Genomic DNA, 20,799 nt, shown 5'->3' on the forward strand with positions numbered 1-20,799 from the left:
AAGTCGCTAAAATGTATTCTCGCTAGTGTCGATTTCGTTTTTCATAGGAAAGGGATTTTCTGATGAAAGGTGCTTCTCTTAAGGCTTACCTGCAAGATCCATTTCTGGCCGGCCTTTTTGGCGAGATCAAAGCGGCGGGCAACATGAAATCTTCTCTTCTCGACCTTACCCATAAATGTAACCTGCGCTGCGTCGGTTGTTATTTCTTCGTCGAAGGGATGGATCGACACAAGAAGATCTCCAGCCGCCGGGAATTCGAAGCCTTTGTAGAGGCGGAGAAGGCGAGAGGTACTAATATGCTTACCGTCGTAGGCGGAGAGCCGGCGTTGGAGCTCGACCGCTTAAGACTGCTGGCAAAGCACTTTAAATTAACCGTAGTAACCAACGGGTCGCTGCCCGTCCCGCGGGACGGACTGGAGAATATTCGGGTTGCCGTCTCATTTTGGGGGGACGAGTCGCAAGATACGTTTTTGCGTGGGCAAGATAAGCGGGACGTATTTTCAGAAGCGTTGAGCAATTTTAAAGGCGACGATCGAGTCGGCTTTTATTATACAACCGTCGCCGGATGTACCGATGGTATCGAAAGCGCTACCGATCGAATGATTCAGAATGGCAATTATGTTGCGTATAACTTTTACGCAGACTTGGCGAAGCAAGGGGGAAGTACAACCATCGGCTCGGTTTCGCGGACGCTATCGACAAAATTAATCGAATGATTGAAAAGTATCCCAGGCAAGTCGTTTCCAGTCCCTATATTAACAGTACGATTGCCAAACGAAATCTGTTTGGTGTTCCGTGGGGGTATAACGTTTGCCCTAGCGTTACGTTCGATCACCCCGCTAATCAGGAAAGAATGAGAGAGGGAAAGAAATACCCCACTCAGTTCCGGGCCTACAATGCCGATTTAAGGACAACGCGAAGGTGTTGTGTCGGTAGTGCGAGGGATTGTGAAACCTGTACCGATCTGTGGGCTACGTATGGTTGGGTGATCGGCTCGATGAAAGAGCACTTACGATCAAAGCAGGATTTTACGAACTGGCTTTTGACGACCTACATTTTCTATATGCAGACCGGGTTTATCGACGGCAGCAAGAATTTATACAAGCTGCCTGACATTTACCGACGGTTTCGCATCGAAACCGAAACGAATACGGCGCCGAGCGAGAACCGGACCCTGGCCTTGGACGTTGGGGACGCGTGCCATGCGTCTTGAGCAGGTACTGGACTTTGGGCCTGTTAAGGGGTTGCGGATGGGATTCGCCCCCGTCGGAAAGCCCCTGATGTCGGCTATTTGCTACCAACTGGACAATATTCTGATCGATTGCGGCCCGTCCAACGCGCACGAGTCTTTTGTTCGGCTCGTGGAGTGGGAACAGGTAGAGCACGTTTATCTTACCCATTATCACGAAGATCATGCCGGTAATGCGGCGTACTTGGTCGAACGGCGGCAGATTCCGGTGTACGGCCATCCGTTGACATGCCAGGCGTTGCGTAAGCGCATTGCGCTGAAGCCTTACGAGCTTTATATGTGGGGGAGTCTAAAGCCCACCGAGGTACGGGAAATCGCCGGCCAGGTAGAAAGCGATAAGTATCGGTTTCAGGTAATTCACACTCCCGGTCACAGCGACGACCATGTGGTTTATTGGGAAGCAGAGCAAGGGTGGCTGTTCTCTGGCGATATGTATTTAGGGGCTAGAATCAAGTACTTTCGATCCGACGAGAGCGTTATGCGAACGATCGCCTCCCTTAAGAAGATTGCCTCCTTAGAGTTCGATGCGTTGTTTTGTGGCCATAACCCGCAGTTTGGTAACCCAGTGAACCACATTAAACGAAAGCTCGCTTTTTTCGAAAGCGTGGTGAGCGACGTTGCCGAGTTGGTCGATAAGGGGCTGACGGATAGGGAAATCTACAAGAGACTGGTCGGGCGCAAGGAGTTTTGGCCTGCAAAGCTGATTACGCTCGGCGACGTTAGCTATAAGAACTTGATCCGGTCCGCTATAGACGGCTTAAGGGACACCGCTAGGAGCCGCTGAGCATAGCCGGGGCCGCGGTTCGCTGTCCGTCTTCCTTGGCAAAAGGTGTAGTGCTATCGGTGGCCGCAAAGCGCATTTTCGGACTAACGGCCTTTGCTTGTGTCTCCTGCTCGCGCGCAGCGGCGCTTCTGGCCCAGCACAGCTACTTGACAGCCCTTTGGGGGTCTTTTTAAACTTTGCCATTCGACTCAAGAGAACAAACGGTTAATTCTCATGCTTTTCTCTTTCCGCGCTTACACCAACCTTGGACGCCTGCGCATCGCCTAAGTGGCGAGCGGATGGCGCTGATTCTCTAATTCCCGACATTCTTAGTTTGGTCGCGGGGCGGTTTTCTGTGCCCGGCTTCTGACCGAACGCCCGCTCGCCACTTATTCCGTCGTTTTATGCAATGACAGGAATATCGATATGGCGAAGCAATATCCCTTACCTGAGGCCAGCAATAGCTGGGATGGCGTGGCCGACTGGTATGCCGGATGGTCCGGTCCAGGCGGCAGTTTCTATCACCGTAAGGTTGTGCTGCCGACGGCGGTTGAGCTTTTACAGTGCGACGCCGGGCAGCGGATAGTGGATTTAGGGTGTGGCCCAGGTGCATTGGCGCGGTGGGTTGCGGGCGAATATGTAGGCGTGGATCTTAGCCGTAAGCTGATCCGCATTGCCCGCAAACATAATACAAGCCCACGAGCCCGTTTCTTAGTGGGCGACGTCACACAGGCCGGATTACTGGAGGCGTTGGGCGAGCAGGGTTTCGATGGCGCTGTCTTTTTGCTCAGCCTGCAGGATATCCACCCCCTAACCGGCGCTTTAGTGAATGCGGCCAAGCTGTTGCGTCCCGGCGGCCGTTTGGTGGCGGTGATGATGCACCCTTGTTTCCGCATTCCCCGCCAAAGCGGTTGGGGCTGGGACGGCGAACGGAAGCTTCGGTACCGGCGTGTGGATCATTACCTTTCTCCGCTCAGCGTACCGATGCAGCGATATCGGAAAGGCAAGGGGGCGACTCGTAGCTTCCATCGGCCGTTGTCGGATTACATCAATGGCTTGAGTCAAGTCGGCCTGCTGGTCGATGCCCTGCGCGAAATCCCCGTACTGGAAACGGTTGCTAAGGGCACGCCTCCAAGCCGGGCCGACCGGCGCACCTGGAAAGAAATTCCTTTATTTATGGCGCTGCGGGCGGTGAAACAGGCGGTTGTCTGAGCCGTGGGCAGTCATGGATTCAATCGGTAAGTGGAAATGGTTGATAATCGAAAGACTATTGAGATTCCTAGCGAAGCGGAGCAGGCCCAGGCGGCAGTCCGAGATTTGCTTGGCGATTCGTTAGTCGGTATTTATCTGTTTGGTTCGGCCGTGATCGGAGGTCTGCGTGTCGACAGCGATGTCGATCTCCTGGTCGCGACCGCTAGGCCGCTCGGCGACGAAGAGCGCAGTAACCTACTCTCGCGCTTGCTGCGGATTTCCGGGAGGGTCGGCGAGTCACCTGCTGCCAGGCCGTTGGAACTGACCGTTCTCAATGTGCCGGACGTGGTGCCTTGGCGTTATCCTCCCGCAGCCGAATTCGTCTATGGCGAATGGCTGCGCGACGACTTTGAGGCCGGGAGTGTGCCGCAACCGGTTACCGACCCCGACCTGACGATCGTCTTGAAGAAAGTCTTGGATCACAGTGTCCCGCTCTATGGTCCCAATGCCGGCGAGTTGTTCGAGCCGGTTACGATGAGCGCTGTTCGGCAAGCAATACGGGACTCTCTACCCGCGGTGCTGGGCGGTGTCGAGGGGGATGAGCGGAATACGATCCTGACGCTTGCGCGTATGTGGTTGACCCTCGCCGAGGGCGATATTGCCCCGAAAGATGTGGCTGCCGAATGGGCCATAAAGCAGCTACCGGTTGAGCATGGCCATCTGCTCGGCGAGGCCAGGCTCGCTTACCTTGGTCGAACCCAGGACGACTGGGGGCCTCGGGCAGTTGAGTTGGAGAAGCTTGTTCGCTACATGGAGGGGCGAATCATAGCTTGCCTGAACGGTTGAAGTTGTTTGCCCCATACCGGAGAACGGGGGGAGCCGGTAAGGCAAAGCCTGCTCACGCGTAGGGGAGAGGCTCGTGCATTATGTCTACGGTTTAATAAAAGACGAAATTGTTATGTTTATTAGACATCAGTGAAGCAAGGGCGGACGTTAAATCGTGTGTTTTCGATAATGTGATTTGCCCGGCGCCTTTAACGTCAAACCGGGAGTATGGGCAATTTTTGGCGTATGCTCCCGGCGTGTTGCGACCGTGTGCTGCATGCAGGCCCCGATTAGGCCGATAAAGACAAGCTATCCTGCTGCCGTAGCTTCCATTTTGTCGTAAACCGTGGCTTAATGAGGCCACGCCAAATCAATATGTTAGCTGTAACTTATACCCCTCCCTTTAAGGTGGCGCGGTGTGCGTACGCATGTGCGTGAATTATGGAAAATAGGATCGACGCTAAGATGTCTCTCGGATTTGATCTCGGCATGCCGCAGCTTGTGTCCAGGCGTTACTCGAAAGGCGTTACGCGCTGTTTAACGTCAGGTCGTATTCTGCCTTGGGCGGCTTTTTGTGTTTCGGTTTTTTAGTCAGGGTTCCGCTTGGGCTGCACAACCTGTGCCGGTGTCGGCCCAGCCGCTGGACGAGCTGGTCGTTTTTCCGGAAGTGAGCGCGCCGGCTTCGGTTTTGAGCCTGAACGATAGCCGTATCAGCGCTCAGGTAAATGCCCGGGTGCTGGAGGTTCCTATTCGGGTAGGCGATGTGGTGTCCGAGGGCGCAGTGCTTGCGCGTTTGGACGGTACCGATTACCAACTGCAAGTGGCGCAAACCCAGGCGAGTTTAAGGGTACTTGCAGCTCGGATTGAGCTTGCCCAGTATCAGCTGGAGCGTAAGCAGAAGCTGATGGATACCGGCGACGTTTCCGAGGAAGAGGTTAAGCGACACAGGACCGAGGTTGCCAGCTTGCTCGGCGAGCGCGAGGCACAGGAGGCGGTGTTGGCGCGGGCGCGAGCGGACCTGGAACGCACAACCCTGCGCGCTCCTTTCGGCGGCGTTGTGATGGAACGGCTGGCGCAGGTCGGCGAGTTAGTCAGCCCGGGGGCGCCGGTCGTGCGTTTGTTGGATCTCGACAGTATAGAGGTTTCGGCACGCATTCGTACCGAAGATGTCGCAACGCTCGACGAGGTTCGCGACGTCGTCTTTGCTGTGGGCGGTGTTCGTTATCCGCTGACGCTGCGGGCTGTTGCGCCGGCGGTGGATAACCGCGACCGCAGCCAAGAAGTACGCTTGTCGTTCTCCGGCGAGCGACCCTTGCCGGGTACGGCGGGGCGCTTGAGCTGGCGTAGCGATGTTCCGCATCTTCCCCCAGGTATGGTGCTTAGCCGTGGAGGGAGGCTCGGTGTGTTTGTCGTTGACGACGGCGAGCAGCCGCGGGCGCGCTTCGTACCTCTGGAACAAGCGAGAGAGGGGCGTGCGGCACCGCTGTCCGACACGCTGGAAGGTTTGCTAGTCACCGACGGGCGCTTTCGTCTACAGGACGGTGATCCGGTAAAGGTGGACTAGGATGCAGCTCCTGCGCGCTTTTCTCTCTAACCACGTTCTGGCCAACATTGCCTTCGTGGTCGTTATTATTCTGGGTGTGCTGGCTTATCTGGCATTGCCTCGTGCGCAAGACCCGGAAGTTAATTTTAATTGGATCAGTATCATAACGGCCTTTCCCGGCGCTAGTGCGGCCGATGTCGAGAAGCTGGTGACCGATCCGCTGGAAGAGGCTATCGAGAATGTTCCCGATATCCGCTTTGTCTCCAGCACCAGCCGAGAAGGGCTTTCCGATATATTGGTACGTTTCGACGATATCGGCACGCGCGCCTTCGAGCGGCGGTTAAACGATCTGCGGCGGGAGGTTCAGAATAAGAGCAGCCAAGAGCTGCCGGTGGCCGCCGAAGACCCGCTGATCCGCGAGATTACGACGTCCAACGCCTTTCCCATTGCCACCGTCGTCGTCGTCGGGCAAAGCAACGATGAGATGCTGCGCCGCGAGGCGCGGATCGCTCGGCAAGATATCCAGCGGCTGCGCGGTGTGGACACCGTGGATGCCGCTGGCCTGAACGATCCGGAGCTACAGGTGTTTTTCGATCCGCTGCGGCTCCAGCAGTATGGCGTCACCGCCACGGCGCTGGCCGATACGATCAGTGCCTATTTCCGCGATACCTCGGCCGGGAACCTCAGCCTCAGCGAGCGACAATGGTTGGTGCGCGTGCTAGGTACCGATGCCGAGCCCACCTACATCGCCCAGCTCCCTGTGCTGACCGCTTACGGGGAAGTCCCGATTGCGAGTTTGGCGGATGTGCAGCGGGGGCGTTCGGATGCCAGACAGATGGTCTCCTATCAACAGCGACCCGCGGTTACGCTGGGCATCAGCAAAACGGCCGATGCGAATACGCTGGATCTGGTAGCCCGGATCGGGGAGTACATTGAGGATAGGAACGACCTGCTGGCTCCCATGGGGGTTCAGCTTGTGTTGTTGGACGACCAGACTGCCTCGACCCGCGATGCGATCAATGTCATGCAAACGAACGCGCTGTTGGGGCTGCTGTTTGTGTTTGCGGTGGCGTTCGTGTTTCTCGGCGGGCGTATCGCCTTCTTCGTCGGTATCGGTATTCCGTTCGTTCTGGCCGGCACCTTCCTCGTGTTGAGCGTAAGCGGCCAAACGCTTAATCAATCGGTCCTGCTGGGCGTGGTGATCGCCTTGGGTATGTTGGTGGACGATGCCGTCGTGGTGGTCGAATCCGTCTACTACCGCTTGCAGCGCGGGATGGAGACCATGCAGGCCGTATTGGAAGCGCTGCGTGAGGTCTTTGCGCCGGTGACTACCTCGGTGCTGACGACTATTGCCGCTTTCTTGCCGTTAATGTTAATGCCCGGCATTGTCGGCGAGTTCATGTTCGTCATTCCCTTTGTGGTCACTGTCGCGCTCGTGGTAAGCCTGTTCCAGGCTTACTGGATGCTGCCCGTTCACATTTCCGCGGCAGGCGTGCAGTTCGACCGTCCGTCCCGCACGCAGGCCTTGCGTGTCCGCGGTACGCATTGGCTACGGGTGAAATACAGTCAGGCTTTGGTCAAAGTACTACGCAGGCCTTGGCTTTCGCTGGCGGCAGTGGTTTTGCTGTTCGTGCTGACAATTGGGGCATTCGCCGCCGGCTTGGTGCGGGTGCAGTTCTTCACCTTCGACCCGTTGCGGCTGTTCTACGTGAACGTCGAGATGGAGCCGGGCGCTAGTCTGGAAGACACGCTGCGTCATGTTGAGCTCATCGAATCGAAAGTACTGAGCGGTGTCGAAGACCACGAGCTGCGCGGAAGCAGCGCCATGGCCGGCATGATGTTTACCGAAACGGCGCCCTTTTTCGGCGACAATTACGGTCAGGTCATGGTCAGCCTACAGCCGCGCGGCCGCAATGGACGGGATGCCGACGACATCGTCGAACAGGTGCGCGCCGATGTAATGAGCACCGCAGGGCCGAAGAACATCGCCTTTTTGACCTTATCTGGCGGTCCGCCGACTTCTAAACCTATCAATATCAAGGTCCGCGGCAACGATTTCGATGAATTGCGAGCCGCAGCGGACGCCTTGAAGGAGGTGTTGGCGGCGATGCCGGGTGTAACCGATATCATCGACGACGACTCCTCCGGCAAAGACGAGCTGCGTTTCCGCTTCGATAGCGATGCGGTGCGGCGTGCGCAAATCAACCCTGCGGATCTGGCTCGCACGATGCGGTTGCTGGTGGATGGCGAGGTAGTCTCCAGCATGCAGCACGAGGGCGAAACGCTGGAGGTGCGAGTGCGCGCGCTACCGACGGTGACACATGATATCGATGCCATGTTGCGCCAACCGATCGTGCTCGCCGATGGCGGGGAGGTTGCGCTTGGGCAATTGCTGAGTGTCGAAACCGGATTGGGGCGGGCAAGCATCCGGCATTACAACATGCGCCGGGTGATTACGGTGGAGGCCGACCTCGATCAGCGGCAGATGAATACCCTGGCGGCAAATCGCCAGGTCGTTAACGAGTGGCAGGAGATACGGCATCGGTTTCCGGGCGTAGTGCTCGACTTTACGGGCGAGATGGACGATATCCAGGAAAGCCTGGACGCCATGCTGATGTTGTTTTTACTCGGTATCGGCTTGATTTATCTGATCCTGGGGACGCTGTTTAAGAGCTACTGGCAGCCGTTTATGATTCTGGTCACCGTGCCTCTGGCCTTTATTGGCGTGACGCTAGGGCTGGTGGTAACGCAGGCGCCGCTTAGTCTCTTTACGATGTATGGCGTCATTGCCCTTGGAGGTATCGCGGTAAACTCCGCGATCGTGATGATCGATGCGGCAAATCGCCGTTTGCAATCGGGTATGACGGTCTTGCATGCCATCGTTTACGCCGGGCGCCGTCGTGTGGTACCTATTCTGATCACCTCGCTGACAACCATTGCGGGCCTGTTCTCGCTCGCCGTCGGCTTGGGCGGGCGCTCGATGCTGTGGGGGCCGGTGGCGTCGGCTATCGTATGGGGCTTAGCGTTCTCGACGGTGCTGACGCTATTTGTGATACCGCTGTTATATAGAATCTTCATGGGCCGAGCGGTGGCGCGTCGTAACAAGCGGGATTCAGTGCCTGCCGCCTAAAGCGACGCTTGTCGTACCGCGTTGCCTTAACTGTACCCACGCAGGCGTGCGCCTGCGTGGGTTTCTTGGCGAGCTATCGGTATTTTGCCCCCCCCTCACGCGTACTGTTTTTTCCACCAAGCGATTGATGTCGCCGATTTGCGGTTGATTCTGCGCTATCCTGATTAAGGAAGTGCTGATTGTTTCCTTGGGCTAACAGGCTCAAGCGGATTGCCGATTATCGGCATTAGTTGTATGCGCGATCGAAGCTGCGGCTTCGCCCGTCCCGCTGGCTGAGAAGGCCTGCATAATTAAAGACCCCGTTGTTTATATGCCGACATCCATACTTATCTGTGACGATTCCAGCATGGCCCGCAAACAAATTGCCCGGGCTCTAGACCCAGCATGGGGCGTTGAGGTGATGTTTGCCAAGGATGGGGCCGAGGGCTTGAGCATGCTTCGCAAAGCTCGCCCCGCGCTGATGCTGTTGGATTTAACTATGCCGGTAATGGACGGCTTCGACGTGCTCAAAGCCATGGCTGCCGAAGGTCTGGATATACCGGTTGTCGTGATCTCTGGCGATATCCAACCGGATGCGCGTCGGCGCGTAAAAGCACTTGGGGCGCTGGAATTTATAAAAAACCGATCGACGGCAAGCTTCTGACTAGCGTGCTTGGTCGGTTAAATATCGCTGGGCTGGCGGGCGATGGGGGCGAGCAGTGGCCGGAGCAGGATGTTTCGGTCAACGCTTTCGATTGTTATCGGGAGCTGGCCAACGTCGCTATGGGGCAGGCGGCGGATCTGCTGGCGAGGCTGCTGGATGTGTTTGTCGTTTTGCCGGTTCCCAACGTCAACCTCTTCGATCCCGGAGAGCTTAGTATGGCCTTGTCGGCGGCGACCCGCTCCGGTAGCGGAGCGGCTGTGTGCCAAGGTTACATGTCGCCCGGTATTGCGGGCGAGGCATTGTTGATCTTTAACGATACTAGCATTCCTAATCTTGCGCGGTTAATGAAATACCGGGGCGAACTTGATGAGTCGGCGAAATCGGAATTATTACTGGATACCGGCAATATTCTTATCGGCGCTTGTTTGAAAGGGATTGCCGATCAGCTGGATACGCGCTTTAGCCAAGGGCATCCTACCGTCCTCGGCCAGCACCGCGATATCGATGCGTTGGTTGAAAACAGCAAGGCGCGCGGAAGCCGCACCTTGGCGATCGAGATTTGCTATACCATTGAAGATTACGACATTAGCTGCGACCTGCTGCTTTTGTTCACAGAAGATTCGATGACCTCCCTGAACGAAAAAATGGCTCCTCTTATCAATGCATAACAGCGATACCAAAATCGACATCGCCGAGTTTCACTGGCTTTTGGAAATACTGCAAAATGTCGATGTCGGCCTCGTGGTGCTCGACAGCAACTATAGGATTCAGCTATGGAATAGCTTCATGGAAAGCCATAGCGGCAAGAGTTCGACGCAGGTCATGGACAGGGAGCTATTCGAGTTGTTTCCGGAGATCCCGGAGGCTTGGCTCCGACATAAAGTCGACCCCGTTTTTCTGCTTAATAACAGAGCTTTTACCATCTGGGAGCAGCGGCCTTATCTGTTCCGGTTCCGCAATTATCGTCCTATCACCGGTACCGCCGAGTTTATGTATCAGAATACGACGATGATTCCTTTGCGCTCTTCGCATGGGAAGGTGACTCATGCTTGCCTCATCGTGTATGACGTCACCGATATCGCCGTTACCAAGCTGGCGCTTACCGAGGCCAACGATCAGTTGGAGCAGCTGAGTCGGACCGATGCTCTTACGAAGTTGAATAACCGGGGTTATTGGGAAACGTGCCTGATTCAGGAATTTCGCCGTTATCAACGCGGCGGCGGGGGGCCGCGCTGGTCCTGTTCGACATCGACCATTTTAAATACTTCAACGACACTTTCGGCCATCAAGCCGGCGACGAAGTGCTGCGAACCGTAGCGTCGGTTCTCCGTAGGAATGTCCGAGAAAGCGACATTGCCGGTCGCTACGGAGGGGAAGAGTTTGGCGTTGTGCTCGTTAACACACGCGCGGATGCCGCCGTGTATTTCGCCGAACGGTTGCGCAAGGAAATAGAAAAAGCCACGGTTACCATGGACGGTCGCGTTTTACAGGTCACGGTCAGCCTAGGGGTGGCAGCGTTGACCCCGGCGATTGCCAACCATCAAGAATGGATCGAGCAAGCCGATCTCGCGCTCTATCGGGCCAAAAACGCAGGGCGTAACCGGGTAAGTGGCGCCGAGGAGTCGTAGCTTAGGTTGGTCGTTCTTGAATCCCGCGCTGCTTCCGGCCACCTTCGTCGCCAAGTTGGTATGCGCATGGGAGATCAGAGTATCGCGAACCTCAAGCCGACTTATGACTGAGGTCGTCTCGTCTCGAGTTGAGCAGTGCCGAGAACGGTTGACTCTTGTTCGGCTCGGGCGCCCCAAGTGGGGCGCGTCGCGTTTTAGGGGGCCTCGCTCAGAGTTTGGACATGTCGTAGCGATACGGCCGATATAATCGCTAATCCTATAATGCCGATGCCGCCGACTAAGCCAATCACATTAAGGCCGAGGGTAAAGGCTGCTTGGGCCTCTTGTAGTAGATTGTCGGCCAAGCTATCGCCGATAGCGGTGGCCGCCCAAAGGCTATCGCCCATCGCTGTCGACACGTCGGTGGCGAGATCCGGCGCAAGATGAGCGCCAATGTTGGCGCGATAGACTAAGGTCGCCACACTCCCCAGGACGGCAACACCGAGTGCGACGCCGAGCTCCTGTACCATCTCCGACATGGCCGACGCTGAGCCCGCCTTGGCGACCGGTGCCGCTCCGACGACAAGGTCCGTTCCCAGCGCGGCGATGGTGCCTAGCCCCAGATAAACAAACGAGAAACCGGTGACGGCGATAATAATACCCGAGGCGTCGGCTTTGAGTTGGGTGAGCAGTAGGTAGCCGACGGTCGATAGGGCAAGGGCCGTGGCGACGACTAAGCCGGGCCGGATGCGTCGGGCAATGAGGGGAGCGGTAATCCCGGCGGCGACCATCGCCAGTGCGGGCGGTCCCATCCACAGGCCGGCCATAAGCGGCGATAGGCCGGCCACCAATTGTAAATACTGCGTAACTAAGAGCATCACACCGGAAACGCCAACCAGCCCGACGAGCAAGACCACGAGAGCGGCGCTGAAGGTCCGGCTGGAAAACAGTTTCATATCGAGCAGGGGCGTCTCCAGCCGATGTTGTCGGCGCACGAATACGATGGATAATGCGATTCCTGCCGCTAATGCCACTAGCGGTTGCAGCTCAAAGCCTATCTTGGCCATTTCTTTGATGCCGTAGATTGACGAGAGAATAGCAGCGAGCGATAGCAAGACGCTTACCGGGTCTAATCGACCTTTGGTTGGCGAGCGGTATTCGGGTAGTAGCAGCGGCGCGGTGATAAGAAGAATGGCGATGACCGGAACCGCCGCGAGAAACGCCGCTCCCCACCAGAAGAGATCCAGTAAAAGGCCACCGACAATGGGTCCGGCGGCCATGCCCAGGGCAAACATCGTAGCCCATACCCCGATGGCAAGCGCGCGCTGACGCGGTAGGCTGAACATGTTGCTGATTAAAGCCAAGGTGGACGGCATCAGCGTTGCACCTGCCACGCCCAAGGCTGCCCGCGCAGCGATCAGCATCTCGGCGTTGACGGAATAGGCCGCAACGACCGATGCGATACCGAAGGCGCCGGCACCGATCAGCAACAGCCGGCGGCGGCCTATTCGGTCGCCGAGATTTCCCATCGTAATCAGAAAACCTGCGATCATGAAGCCGTAAATGTCCATGATCCAGAGCGCCTGGGTGCTGCTGGGTTGGAGGTCTAAAGCAAGCGCCGGCAGTGCCAGATACAGCAAAGTGACATCGAGCCCCAGTAATAAGGTCGGTAAGGCGAGCACGGCGAGCCCGAGCCATTCCCGGATGCCTGCGCCTGTATGAGAAGGGGGTGTGTGTTGGCCAGCGTAAGAACTCATGTCGCCTCCGGAATAGAATGGGAAGCGGCATTATTAATACGGCTCTAGTGGGGGTACAATATATCTAATTATCCTATTACCAGGAGTAATGCGGTGAAGGAACGGACCCTTGCACGAACGCGGAACGAACTTACGGAGTTCTTGCTTCACCACCGAAACAAGCTGAAACCCGCAGATGTCGGCTTACCCATCACGGGGCGCCGCCGCACACCCGGCTTGCGGCGAGAGGAAGTGGCGGCGCTCGCCGGAGTGGGGCTTACCTGGTATACGTGGTTCGAACAGGGGCGCGATATTAATGTCTCGCAGCAGTTTCTTTTGAATCTGGCCCATGCGTTGAAACTTGACGACGCGGAGTGTTGCCATCTCTTCATGCTGGCGCACCGACGTCCCCCTCCGCCCGAGAGCTACCAGTGGTTGTCCGTGTCTCCGCTAACGCAGCGCTTGCTGGATGATCTGGTAGCCAGGCCCGCCTATGTCATGAATCTGCGTTGGGATGTTATTGCCTGGAATACTGCGGCCGACCGCTTGTTTGGTTTGCCGGCAAAGACCATTATCGGCGCAATGTCATGCGGATGATGTTCGCGGATGGAGAGCTGCGTGGGCGACTGCCCGAGTGGCAGCGGGATGCGCCGCGGCTATTGACTCAATTCCGCTGCGATTTAGCGGCCGCGCCCGAGGACCCGGCGATGCTGGAGCTGATCGATGAGCTACGGAAAGTATCTGCGGACTTTCGGCGGTGGTGGGAAACGCGGGGGCGGACGAGTATTGTCAAGGAATCGCGGCGATACTCGACCCCGAGTCCGTTCGCATGGATTTCGACCACGAAACGATGATCGTCGACGCGCACCGACATCTTAGAATGATCGTCTACTTTGCCCGCCATGAGCACGCTGTATCGTCGCTATCCGGCAGTGCCCAGCGAGGGTAGCTTATCGAACCAGGGGCGCGCTTGTTCGAGCTGGCCGGCGAGCGACAGTAGTTTTCCTTCGTCGCCATGCCCGCCGACAAACTGCACACCGAGCGGTAAGCCGTTGTCGCACCAGTAAAGCGGCACCGACATGGCAGGGACGCCGGTCATGTTCGCTAGTTGTGTAAAAGGCGTGGCTGCGAAGTGTTGCAAAGCAACGCGCTCGATTTGACCGCTTTTTACTATTATCTTCGCCATGCCGATGCGTAGGCTCGCTCGTATGAGTTTTTCTAGCCAGGCAGGTGTTTTATGCTCGCCGATCACGCTGGGCGGCTGCGCCAAGGTGGGGGTTAGCCAGAAGTCGTAACGGTCGAGGAAGCTATCCAGTGCGAGCATGTAGGCTTGAGCCTGGCTAAGACAGTGTTCGTATTTTTCGACCGTCAGCGCCCGCCCGACGGCTGCCATCGCGAGGGTATCGGATTCGAAACCGGTTCGATCGGCGCCGGTTTCGAGCTTTGTTTCCTCTATGATCGCTGCGCATTGGCCGAACCAGATATACAGCCAATCCATGCACATTTGTTTCATTTCCATCGCCGGTTGCGCTTCTTCGACCTCATGGCCTAGATCGTCCAGCAACGTCGCTGCATCTTCTACCGCTTGGATGGCCTCCGAAGCGACCGGGGTGCCGAGCGGAGAGGTTGTGGAGAAGCCGACGACGAGCTTGCCGGGCGGCGTTCGGGCCGCTTCTAGATAAGAGCGTTTAGGCGGTGCGATATGGAAAAGGCTGCCCGGCTCCGGGCCGTGGGTCAGGTCGAGAATCAAGGCGCTATCGCGTACCGAGCGCGTTAACACATGGTTTGTCACCATGCCGTGCATCAGCTCGCTGAGCGTCGGCCCCCAAGGGGTGCGACCGCGTCCCGGTTTGAGACCGAATAAACCGCAGCAAGCGGCCGGAATACGGATGCTGCCGCCGCCGTCGTTACCGCCTGCAACCGGCACAACGCCGGCAGCGACCATGGCGGCCGAGCCGCCGGAAGAGCCGCCGGGTGTGTGCTTAAGGTTCCAAGGGTTGCGGCTAGGGCCGAATGCTTCCGGTTCGGTAATACTTTTGACGCCGAACTCCGGCGTATTGGTGCGGCCGAAGGGAACCAACCCAGCCGCTTTCCAGCGGCGGACCAGAACGGCATCCTCCGTGGCGCGAATGTCGGCTTCTAGTAATGCTTGACTGCCTCGGTAGTGAGGTGCGCCGGCGATTTCCTGAAACAGATCCTTTACCAGCATCGGTACGCCGGCAAGAGGGCCTGTGGTGCCGCCGGCAAGCTGCTCGCGGGCGTGCTCGTAGAGGGGGTGGGTGAGCGCGTTGAGTTGGCCGTCGACGGCTTCGGCACGCTGGATTGCGATCTCAAGCAGCGCTTCGGCGGATACTTGGCCCGTATTTATCAGCTCAGCCATCGATATGGCATCGAGCTTGCGGTACTCCTCAAATATCATTTTCCTGTTATGGTGGTTAGGGCGTGCGAAGCCTAGTAGGCTGCTGAAAATGCTTTGTCAGCAGCCTTGTATCTCAAAAATTCGTTAGAGTAGTGAGGCGAAGCGGGGTCTATGGTGGCCGATCACCCATGTTTCAGTAGTTCCTCAACCGCAGCGGCGAGGCGATCTACCGTAAACGGTTTGCGGAGTGTCGGGGCGCTCGTCCAATCGTGTCGGCTGCCGGTATCGTCGGCGTAGCCGGTAACGAGCAGGCAGGGGAGCTTGGGGTGCAGATCGTGCGCCCGCCGAATGAGTTCTTGGCCGTTCATTTCCGGCATAGCGAAGTCAATCAGCGCAAGGCTCGGCGGTTCTTTCCGTGCAAGTTTAGCCAGAGCGTCATTCGGCGATCCGACCGCTTCCGGGCTTAGACCCAGCTCATACAACATAGCGACCATGGAGGCGCGAACCTCGGCATCGTCGTCAACGACCAGGACTCGGGGTTTATCCCCCTCCCTGCGGGGTTTGACCGGTGCGGAGAAAAACGTTTCCTCGGCAGGTTGTACTGCCGGTTGCTCGGAGCGGGGAAGGAATAGCCAAACAGTGGTGCCCTCTCCGGGGCGACTGGCAATGCTAGCGGTGCCCCCGAGCTGCTTGGCGAAACCATGTACTTGGCTTAAGCCAAGCCCGGTACCTTTGCCGACTTCCTTTGTCGTATAAAAGGGATCGAAAGCTTTTGCCACTACTTCCGGGCTCATTCCGGTGCCTGTGTCGGAAATCCGTAGGCGAACATAGTCGCCGGGCTCCAGATCGGCGGGCAGAGGAGGGGTATCGCTAATGGCATTGCCGGTAGCGATAGTGAGCTTGCCCCCCTCGGTAAGCGCATCGCGTGCGTTCATAGCTAGATTGAGAACGGCGTTTTCGAACTGGCCGATATCGGTCATGACCGGCCAGAGCGACTCGTCGAGTTCGAGTTTGAGTTCGATGGTCGGCCCCAAGGCGCGCTGCAGCAGTTCGGCGAACGACAGGATGAGCTTGTTGAGATCCGAGGGCTGGGGGCTAGCCTTTGTTTACGCGCAAAGGTAAGCAGCTGATCCACGAGCTTGGCTCCGCGGCGGGCAGCTTTTAGCGCATTCTCTAGGAGAACCGTTAGCCGTTCGTCCTTGTTTCGGCGCAGGACAAGTTCCAGACTGGTGATCGTCGCCGCTAGAATATTGTTAAAGTCGTGTGCGACACCGCCGGTGAGCTGGCCCAAGGACTCTATTTTTTGGACCTGAACCAACTGCTCTTCGGCGTGGCGGCGTTCTTCAACTTCCTCTTTCACCCGCTCTTCCAGAGTCTCGTTGAGTTCGCGTAGTTTTTCTTCAGCCTCCCGGCGATCGGTGATATCCATGACCGAGCCGACATAGCCCTCGAACGTACCGTCCGCTGCGAACCGGGGCGTGGCGGCGTCAATCACGCAGCGGTACTCGCCGTCGTGTCGTCGCAGGCGATAATCGAACCGAAACGACTCTTGCTTGGCGTTGGCTTCGATAAAGCGTTCTCGGCTTCGTATCTTATCGTCGGGATGAACGTAAGTAAGCCAATTAAAGCCTAGGCTGTCGGCTGGGTCTTGTCCGGTAAACCGGTACCAGGAGCGGCTGAGGAAGGTGCAGTCGCCACTTTCGTCGGTAAGCCAGATCATGACCGGGGCATGGTCTGCCATGTTGCGGAAGCGTGCTTCGCTATCCCGTAAGGTTTGCGTGGTTTTCTCCCGCAATTGAGCCATTGCTAGCGCGTTATTAACCCTGGCCGTTAGCTCTTTGGCAGAGAAAGGCTTTACGATGTAGTCGTCCGCGCCGGCAGAAAGCCCTTCCGCGCTGGCCTCTTCTCCTGCCTGTGCCGATAGCACAATGACCGGCAAATCGTGTAAAGAGGCATCTTCTCTGATCGTTCGCAGCAGTCGGTAGCCGTCGAGCCGAGGCATCATGACGTCTGTCAGTACCAAATCGGGTCGTTTGCGACGAATAGCCGCCAGCGCGGCTTCCCCATCCGCGACTGTCTCCACATGGTAGCGGCGCTCCAGCAGGCGACACATGTACTTGCGCATATCGGCGTTGTCTTCGGCAACCAGAATGCGGGCGTGCTCTAAGGCGGGTATGCCGCCGTCGGCGGCCGGTTCCGTTAGCGGCGATAGCGGTTCCGCCGTGTCGTCGGCGCCGTCTTGACATAGGCGCTCGGGGTTGGTTAGGAGAACATCGGTTGTGTGCAGGAGGGAGGAGTGTTGTTCTGCCTCCATACATTGCTCCGCAGGGAGGTGGGCTCTGCCGCGGGGAACCGTGACGGTGAATGTGCTCCCCTTGCGCTCTTCGCTCGTGACGCCGACCTCGCCGCCGTGCAGCCGGACCAGCTCCTGCACCAGGGACAAGCCGATACCCGTGCCTTCGAAAGTGCGGCCGCGCTGATCTTTGGTACGATGAAAGCGATCGAAAATGTGCGGGATCTCGTTGGCCGCTATACCTATTCCCGTATCCGCTACCCGTAGCGCTACCGCATGCGTTGTCGTCTCTAGCCGTACGCGAATTTCACCCTCTTGCGTATACTTAAAGGCGTTGGAGAGCAAGTTAATGACAATTTTCTCCCACATCTCCTTATCGACCCAAACTGGCTCCGGCAACGGGGCACAGTCCACCTTCAGTTGGATGCCGACACCGGTACAGGCCGATTGCAGTTGGCTGGCGAGGCCGGCTGTAAACTCGGCCAGATCAACCGGTTGAAAGCATGCCTGGGTGCGTCCCGCTTCAATTCTACTGAAGTCGAGCAGGTCGTTGACCAGCCGGAGTAAGCGTTGCCCGTTTCGGTAAGCGATATCAACGAGTTCTAGACGGTAGGGGTCGGCGCCTCGATCGGGGTTTTTCCGCAGCTCCTCGATCGGGCTCATGAGGAGGGTAAGCGGTGTACGAAACTCATGAGAGATATTGTGGAAGAACGTCGTTTTGGCGCGGTCCAATTCTTCCAATTCTTCGGCACGCTGTCGCTCTTTTTCTAAATATTGGGCGGTGCCGAGGGTTGTTGTGAGTTGGTCGGCGACTAAGCCAAAAAACGCTTCGTAACGGCTTTCCAATTCTCGGCGGGCGCTCATGCCGGCGATCAGATAGCCATGGGGCGGTTGCCCGGCGTGAGCCAGCGGCAGGCAGAGTGCCGCATCGGGCGCAATACTCCAGTCGCCGCTGGGCAGCGCGTGCTCGCGCAGCCCGTCTACCTTGACCGGTTGGCCGCGCGCCATGACTTTGCTTAACGGCCAAGGGGCAGCCTGCCGAGGAGCGAGTAGATCGATACGCGACGGTTTCATCGGGCCGTCATAGTTGTCCAGTCCCGCCGTGGCGACCAAGCGTGCCGCTGCACCGTCCTCTTCTACGAGATACAGCAAGGCGAAGGGAATGTCGGCAGGGTTCGAGCTAAGGGTACGACAGGCAAGCTCGCCTGCTGCCTGCGGCGTTCTCGTTACCGAAGAATGGGTGGCGATATCGCGCAGTAGCTTCATTTCCCGGCGCCGTTGTACCTCCTCGGTAGTCTCCTGGCAGGTGATGAGCACGCCGCCAAGACCCTTGTCGCCAGGTACCGGGCTATAGGAAAAGGTAAAGTAAGTTTCTTCAAGGAAGCCCTTGCGTTGCATGGGCAGGAGCAAGTGCTCGTTCCAGACGGCCGGGCCACCGTCGAGAATACTCTCGGCTAATGGCCCGACGATAGGCCAGATCTCCTCCCATACTTTGGCGCCGGGCTCGCCCATGGCGTGGGGGTGCTTGTCGCCGAGGATAGGACAATAGGCGTCGTTGTAGAGCGATATTAGCTCTTGTCCCCACCACAGGCACATAGGAAAGCGGTTTTCCAAGACGATACCGACGGTGGTTCGGAGGCTGATCGGCCAATTCTCCGTAGGGCCTAACGCTGTCTTTGACCAATCGATCGATTGAATCAATGCTTTTGTACTGCCTCCCGGTGTTGGAACAGCTTTAGATGGCACGGATTCGTTCTCCTGGGTTGTCGCGACAGCAAGGAAGGTTCGGCGGCTTATGGCGGTACCGGTTTGCGCATAGCGCATTCCTTCGCCTCCACAAGAAGACGATGGCAGCATTATTCCGGCACCCTGACACCGTTAGTCCATAAAAGCGGGGTTTGGTTCGTCGATTGTATTCGCTAGATAGCCGGATGATTCAAGCGATTTCCGGCTGGGTGGACTATCGTCTAAAAGTGGAGGAAAGCGATGTCTTGTGGCCGCGCTTTAATACTCCGCAAGCGGAGAAGCTAATGGTTCAATATCTAATCTTAGGAGGTCTTCTCTTTTCTATAGACTACAGTCAGATAGCCATCTGACTTTGTTGATCTTTAAAAGCTAAAAAAACGATAACCGCGCAACGCATTCTTGCGTATGCGATGAGGAGGAGAAAATTATGAAGATAAAGACGGACAAGCGACTGTGGTCGCTCGGGCTAGTTCTAGCCTTATTGGTCGTGCTGGGTTGGCAGCCGGCGCATGCAAGCGCTGCCGAAACCAAGCATCCTCTCGTATTGGTTCATGGTCTGGCGGGTTTCGATTCGCTCGCCGGGGTGTATCAGTACTTCTACGGTATTCCGCGGCGGCTCGAAAGAGAGGGAGCCGAAGTTTTCCTCGTCCAGGTTTCGGCCGCCAATTCGAGCGAATGGCGCGGCGAGCAGTTGCTGGAGCAGGTCGAAGATATTCTCAGCATCACCGGCGCCGAGAAAGTTAATCTTATCGGCCATAGCCATGGCTCCATGACAGCGCGTTATGTTGCCGGCGTACGACCGGATCTCGTCGCCTCGGTGACGTCGGTCGGTGGCGTCAACTGGGGTTCCCGTGTCGCGGATGCGGTGGGCGGCGGTACTAACGGAGGGTTTACCGGCGCGGTAATCAACGCCATGGGCGATGCGCTGTTCGGTCTGATCGATCTGCTCTCCTTCGGCTTCAACTCGATCGACACACGAGCCGCGCTGGCGTCGTTGTCCACCGAGGGAAGTCTCGCCTTTAATCGAAATTTCCCCGCAGGCGTTTCTTCCGAGTATTGCGCGGATAACGGCGAGCATGTGGTCGATGGCGTTCGTTACTACTCTTGGGGCAGTCGCGGTCATTTGACTAACGGTTTCGACCCTAGCGACTACCTGCTGTTGGCCATGGGTGCTGCATTTCGGGGAGAGCAGAACGACGGTTTGGTTTCCGTTTGTAGTCAGCAGCTTGGGCAATCGGTGGGTTTCTTCCGGCGGATGAATCATCTCGATCAAGTCAATCAGATCGCCGGTTTTACCCCCTTGCTCGGTACTAATCCCAACACTGTATGGCGCAACCACGCTAATCGGCTAAAGAACGACGGGCTTTAAGACAGCCTACTCGGTTGGCTTTAGCTGCCCGAGAGTGGAAAGCGGCGCTATTGCGCCGCTTTCCTTGTGCTGAGGCGAATACCGAGCAGCAAGTTTTGCAGGGGGAGGTTTATGAGGAAGACTCCGTTAGCGTTGGTCGGTGTCGGCCTGATCGCAGGCGTTGCGGTCAGCGTGGGGCTGTTTCGCGGCAGCGATGAGCCTATGTCTGCGGTAAGCGTCGACCGGCCGGGCGAGGCGCCGGTGTTGGCGGCATCGGGTATCGCGGAAGAAGCGCCAGCGCTCAGTGCCGAGGAGGCCTTTAACGCATTCATGCAAGCACCGGAACTGCGAGGTGTTGACGTTGCC

16 protein-coding genes and 1 pseudogene are annotated in these 20,799 nt (G+C 57.3%); 13 read left to right on the forward strand and 4 right to left on the reverse strand.

The features are described from left to right. The first annotated feature begins 62 nt into the window (after positions 1-62). The 11 genes from CAI21_RS10770 (at position 63) to CAI21_RS24820 (ending at position 10,972) form a co-directional block, all read left to right on the forward strand. On the forward strand, positions 63-716 hold the full coding sequence (locus CAI21_RS10770; RefSeq protein ID WP_116302292.1) for a radical SAM protein: 654 nt from the start codon (positions 63-65) through the stop codon (positions 714-716). A gap of 326 nt (positions 717-1,042) precedes the next feature. Continuing rightward, positions 1,043-1,213 (forward strand): hypothetical protein, encoded by a 171-nt coding sequence (locus CAI21_RS10775; protein WP_220347963.1) that lies wholly within the window; start codon positions 1,043-1,045, stop codon positions 1,211-1,213. Beyond that, a complete protein-coding gene (locus tag CAI21_RS10780; RefSeq protein WP_116302294.1) occupies positions 1,203-2,033 on the forward strand; it encodes an MBL fold metallo-hydrolase in 831 nt (276 codons plus the stop codon). The genes CAI21_RS10775 and CAI21_RS10780 overlap by 11 nt, the downstream gene beginning before the upstream one ends. 405 nt (positions 2,034-2,438) lie before the next feature. After that, positions 2,439-3,224 carry a class I SAM-dependent methyltransferase gene (locus CAI21_RS10785; RefSeq protein WP_116302295.1) on the forward strand — a complete coding sequence of 262 codons (786 nt, stop codon included), beginning with the start codon at positions 2,439-2,441 and terminating at the stop codon, positions 3,222-3,224. A gap of 36 nt (positions 3,225-3,260) precedes the next feature. Further along, a complete protein-coding gene (locus CAI21_RS10790; protein WP_116302296.1) occupies positions 3,261-4,049 on the forward strand; it encodes an aminoglycoside adenylyltransferase family protein in 789 nt (262 codons plus the stop codon). 553 nt (positions 4,050-4,602) lie between these two features. Continuing rightward, entirely contained in the window at positions 4,603-5,592 is a 990-nt protein-coding gene (locus CAI21_RS10795) for an efflux RND transporter periplasmic adaptor subunit (RefSeq protein ID WP_116302297.1), read from the forward strand. A 1-nt stretch (position 5,593) separates the two neighbouring features. Further along, positions 5,594-8,701 carry an efflux RND transporter permease subunit gene (locus tag CAI21_RS10800; protein ID WP_116302298.1) on the forward strand — a complete coding sequence of 1,036 codons (3,108 nt, stop codon included), beginning with the start codon at positions 5,594-5,596 and terminating at the stop codon, positions 8,699-8,701. 346 nt (positions 8,702-9,047) lie between these two features. Further along, complete coding sequence (locus CAI21_RS24815) at positions 9,048-9,344, forward strand: response regulator (RefSeq protein ID WP_258868086.1); 297 nt, start codon at positions 9,048-9,050, stop codon at positions 9,342-9,344. Between the two features lie 5 nt (positions 9,345-9,349). Further along, positions 9,350-10,012 carry a hypothetical protein gene (locus CAI21_RS10805; RefSeq protein WP_258868087.1) on the forward strand — a complete coding sequence of 221 codons (663 nt, stop codon included), beginning with the start codon at positions 9,350-9,352 and terminating at the stop codon, positions 10,010-10,012. Further along, positions 10,005-10,661 (forward strand): PAS domain-containing protein, encoded by a 657-nt coding sequence (locus CAI21_RS10810; protein WP_258868088.1) that lies wholly within the window; start codon positions 10,005-10,007, stop codon positions 10,659-10,661. The genes CAI21_RS10805 and CAI21_RS10810 overlap by 8 nt, the downstream gene beginning before the upstream one ends. Continuing rightward, positions 10,592-10,972, forward strand: a complete 381-nt coding sequence (locus CAI21_RS24820) for a GGDEF domain-containing protein (protein WP_258868090.1) — start codon at positions 10,592-10,594, stop codon at positions 10,970-10,972. The genes CAI21_RS10810 and CAI21_RS24820 overlap by 70 nt, the downstream gene beginning before the upstream one ends. A gap of 194 nt (positions 10,973-11,166) precedes the next feature. Here CAI21_RS24820 and CAI21_RS10815 read toward each other — a convergent pair whose 3' ends face one another. Next, entirely contained in the window at positions 11,167-12,708 is a 1,542-nt protein-coding gene (locus tag CAI21_RS10815; protein ID WP_116302299.1) for an MFS transporter, read from the reverse strand. A gap of 93 nt (positions 12,709-12,801) precedes the next feature. On the opposite strand from CAI21_RS10815, the pseudogene CAI21_RS24825 reads away from it, so the two are divergent. Beyond that, a pseudogene (locus CAI21_RS24825) lies at positions 12,802-13,541 on the forward strand (helix-turn-helix transcriptional regulator). Positions 13,542-13,609: 68 nt separating this feature from the next. Here CAI21_RS24825 and CAI21_RS10825 read toward each other — a convergent pair. The 3 genes from CAI21_RS10825 to CAI21_RS10835 all read right to left on the reverse strand — a co-directional run bounded on the left by CAI21_RS10825 (position 13,610) and on the right by CAI21_RS10835 (position 19,040). After that, positions 13,610-15,067 carry an amidase gene (locus tag CAI21_RS10825; RefSeq protein ID WP_258868934.1) on the reverse strand — a complete coding sequence of 486 codons (1,458 nt, stop codon included), beginning with the start codon at positions 15,065-15,067 and terminating at the stop codon, positions 13,610-13,612. Between the two features lie 161 nt (positions 15,068-15,228). After that, a complete protein-coding gene (locus CAI21_RS10830; protein ID WP_147305096.1) occupies positions 15,229-16,080 on the reverse strand; it encodes an ATP-binding protein in 852 nt (283 codons plus the stop codon). After that, positions 16,023-19,040, reverse strand: coding sequence for a response regulator (locus tag CAI21_RS10835; protein ID WP_181919374.1), 3,018 nt, complete (start codon positions 19,038-19,040; stop codon positions 16,023-16,025). The genes CAI21_RS10830 and CAI21_RS10835 overlap by 58 nt, the downstream gene beginning before the upstream one ends. Before the next feature lie 472 nt (positions 19,041-19,512). Between CAI21_RS10835 and CAI21_RS10840 the strand changes: the two genes are divergently transcribed. After that, positions 19,513-20,454, forward strand: coding sequence for an esterase/lipase family protein (locus tag CAI21_RS10840; RefSeq protein WP_116302303.1), 942 nt, complete (start codon positions 19,513-19,515; stop codon positions 20,452-20,454). The last annotated feature ends 345 nt before the right edge of the window (positions 20,455-20,799 follow it).

It is taken from the genome of Alkalilimnicola ehrlichii (assembly GCF_003399765.1).
GTDB lineage: Bacteria > Pseudomonadota > Gammaproteobacteria > Nitrococcales > AK92 > AK92.

What these genes read in the sequence shown, in the direction of transcription:
- CAI21_RS10800 (WP_116302298.1), top strand. Translation starts at nt 5,594, where the DNA reads ATGCAGCTCCTGCGCGCTTTTCTCTCTAACCACGTTCTGGCCAACATT.
- CAI21_RS10810 (WP_258868088.1), top strand. Translation starts at nt 10,005, where the DNA reads ATGCATAACAGCGATACCAAAATCGACATCGCCGAGTTTCACTGGCTT.
- CAI21_RS10815 (WP_116302299.1), bottom strand. Translation starts at nt 12,708, where the DNA reads ATGAGTTCTTACGCTGGCCAACACACACCCCCTTCTCATACAGGCGCA.
- CAI21_RS10770 (WP_116302292.1), top strand. Translation starts at nt 63, where the DNA reads ATGAAAGGTGCTTCTCTTAAGGCTTACCTGCAAGATCCATTTCTGGCC.
- CAI21_RS10840 (WP_116302303.1), top strand. Translation starts at nt 19,513, where the DNA reads ATGAAGATAAAGACGGACAAGCGACTGTGGTCGCTCGGGCTAGTTCTA.
- CAI21_RS10825 (WP_258868934.1), bottom strand. Translation starts at nt 15,067, where the DNA reads ATGGCTGAGCTGATAAATACGGGCCAAGTATCCGCCGAAGCGCTGCTT.
- CAI21_RS10785 (WP_116302295.1), top strand. Translation starts at nt 2,439, where the DNA reads ATGGCGAAGCAATATCCCTTACCTGAGGCCAGCAATAGCTGGGATGGC.
- CAI21_RS24815 (WP_258868086.1), top strand. Translation starts at nt 9,048, where the DNA reads ATGGCCCGCAAACAAATTGCCCGGGCTCTAGACCCAGCATGGGGCGTT.
- CAI21_RS10780 (WP_116302294.1), top strand. Translation starts at nt 1,203, where the DNA reads ATGCGTCTTGAGCAGGTACTGGACTTTGGGCCTGTTAAGGGGTTGCGG.
- CAI21_RS10790 (WP_116302296.1), top strand. Translation starts at nt 3,261, where the DNA reads ATGGTTGATAATCGAAAGACTATTGAGATTCCTAGCGAAGCGGAGCAG.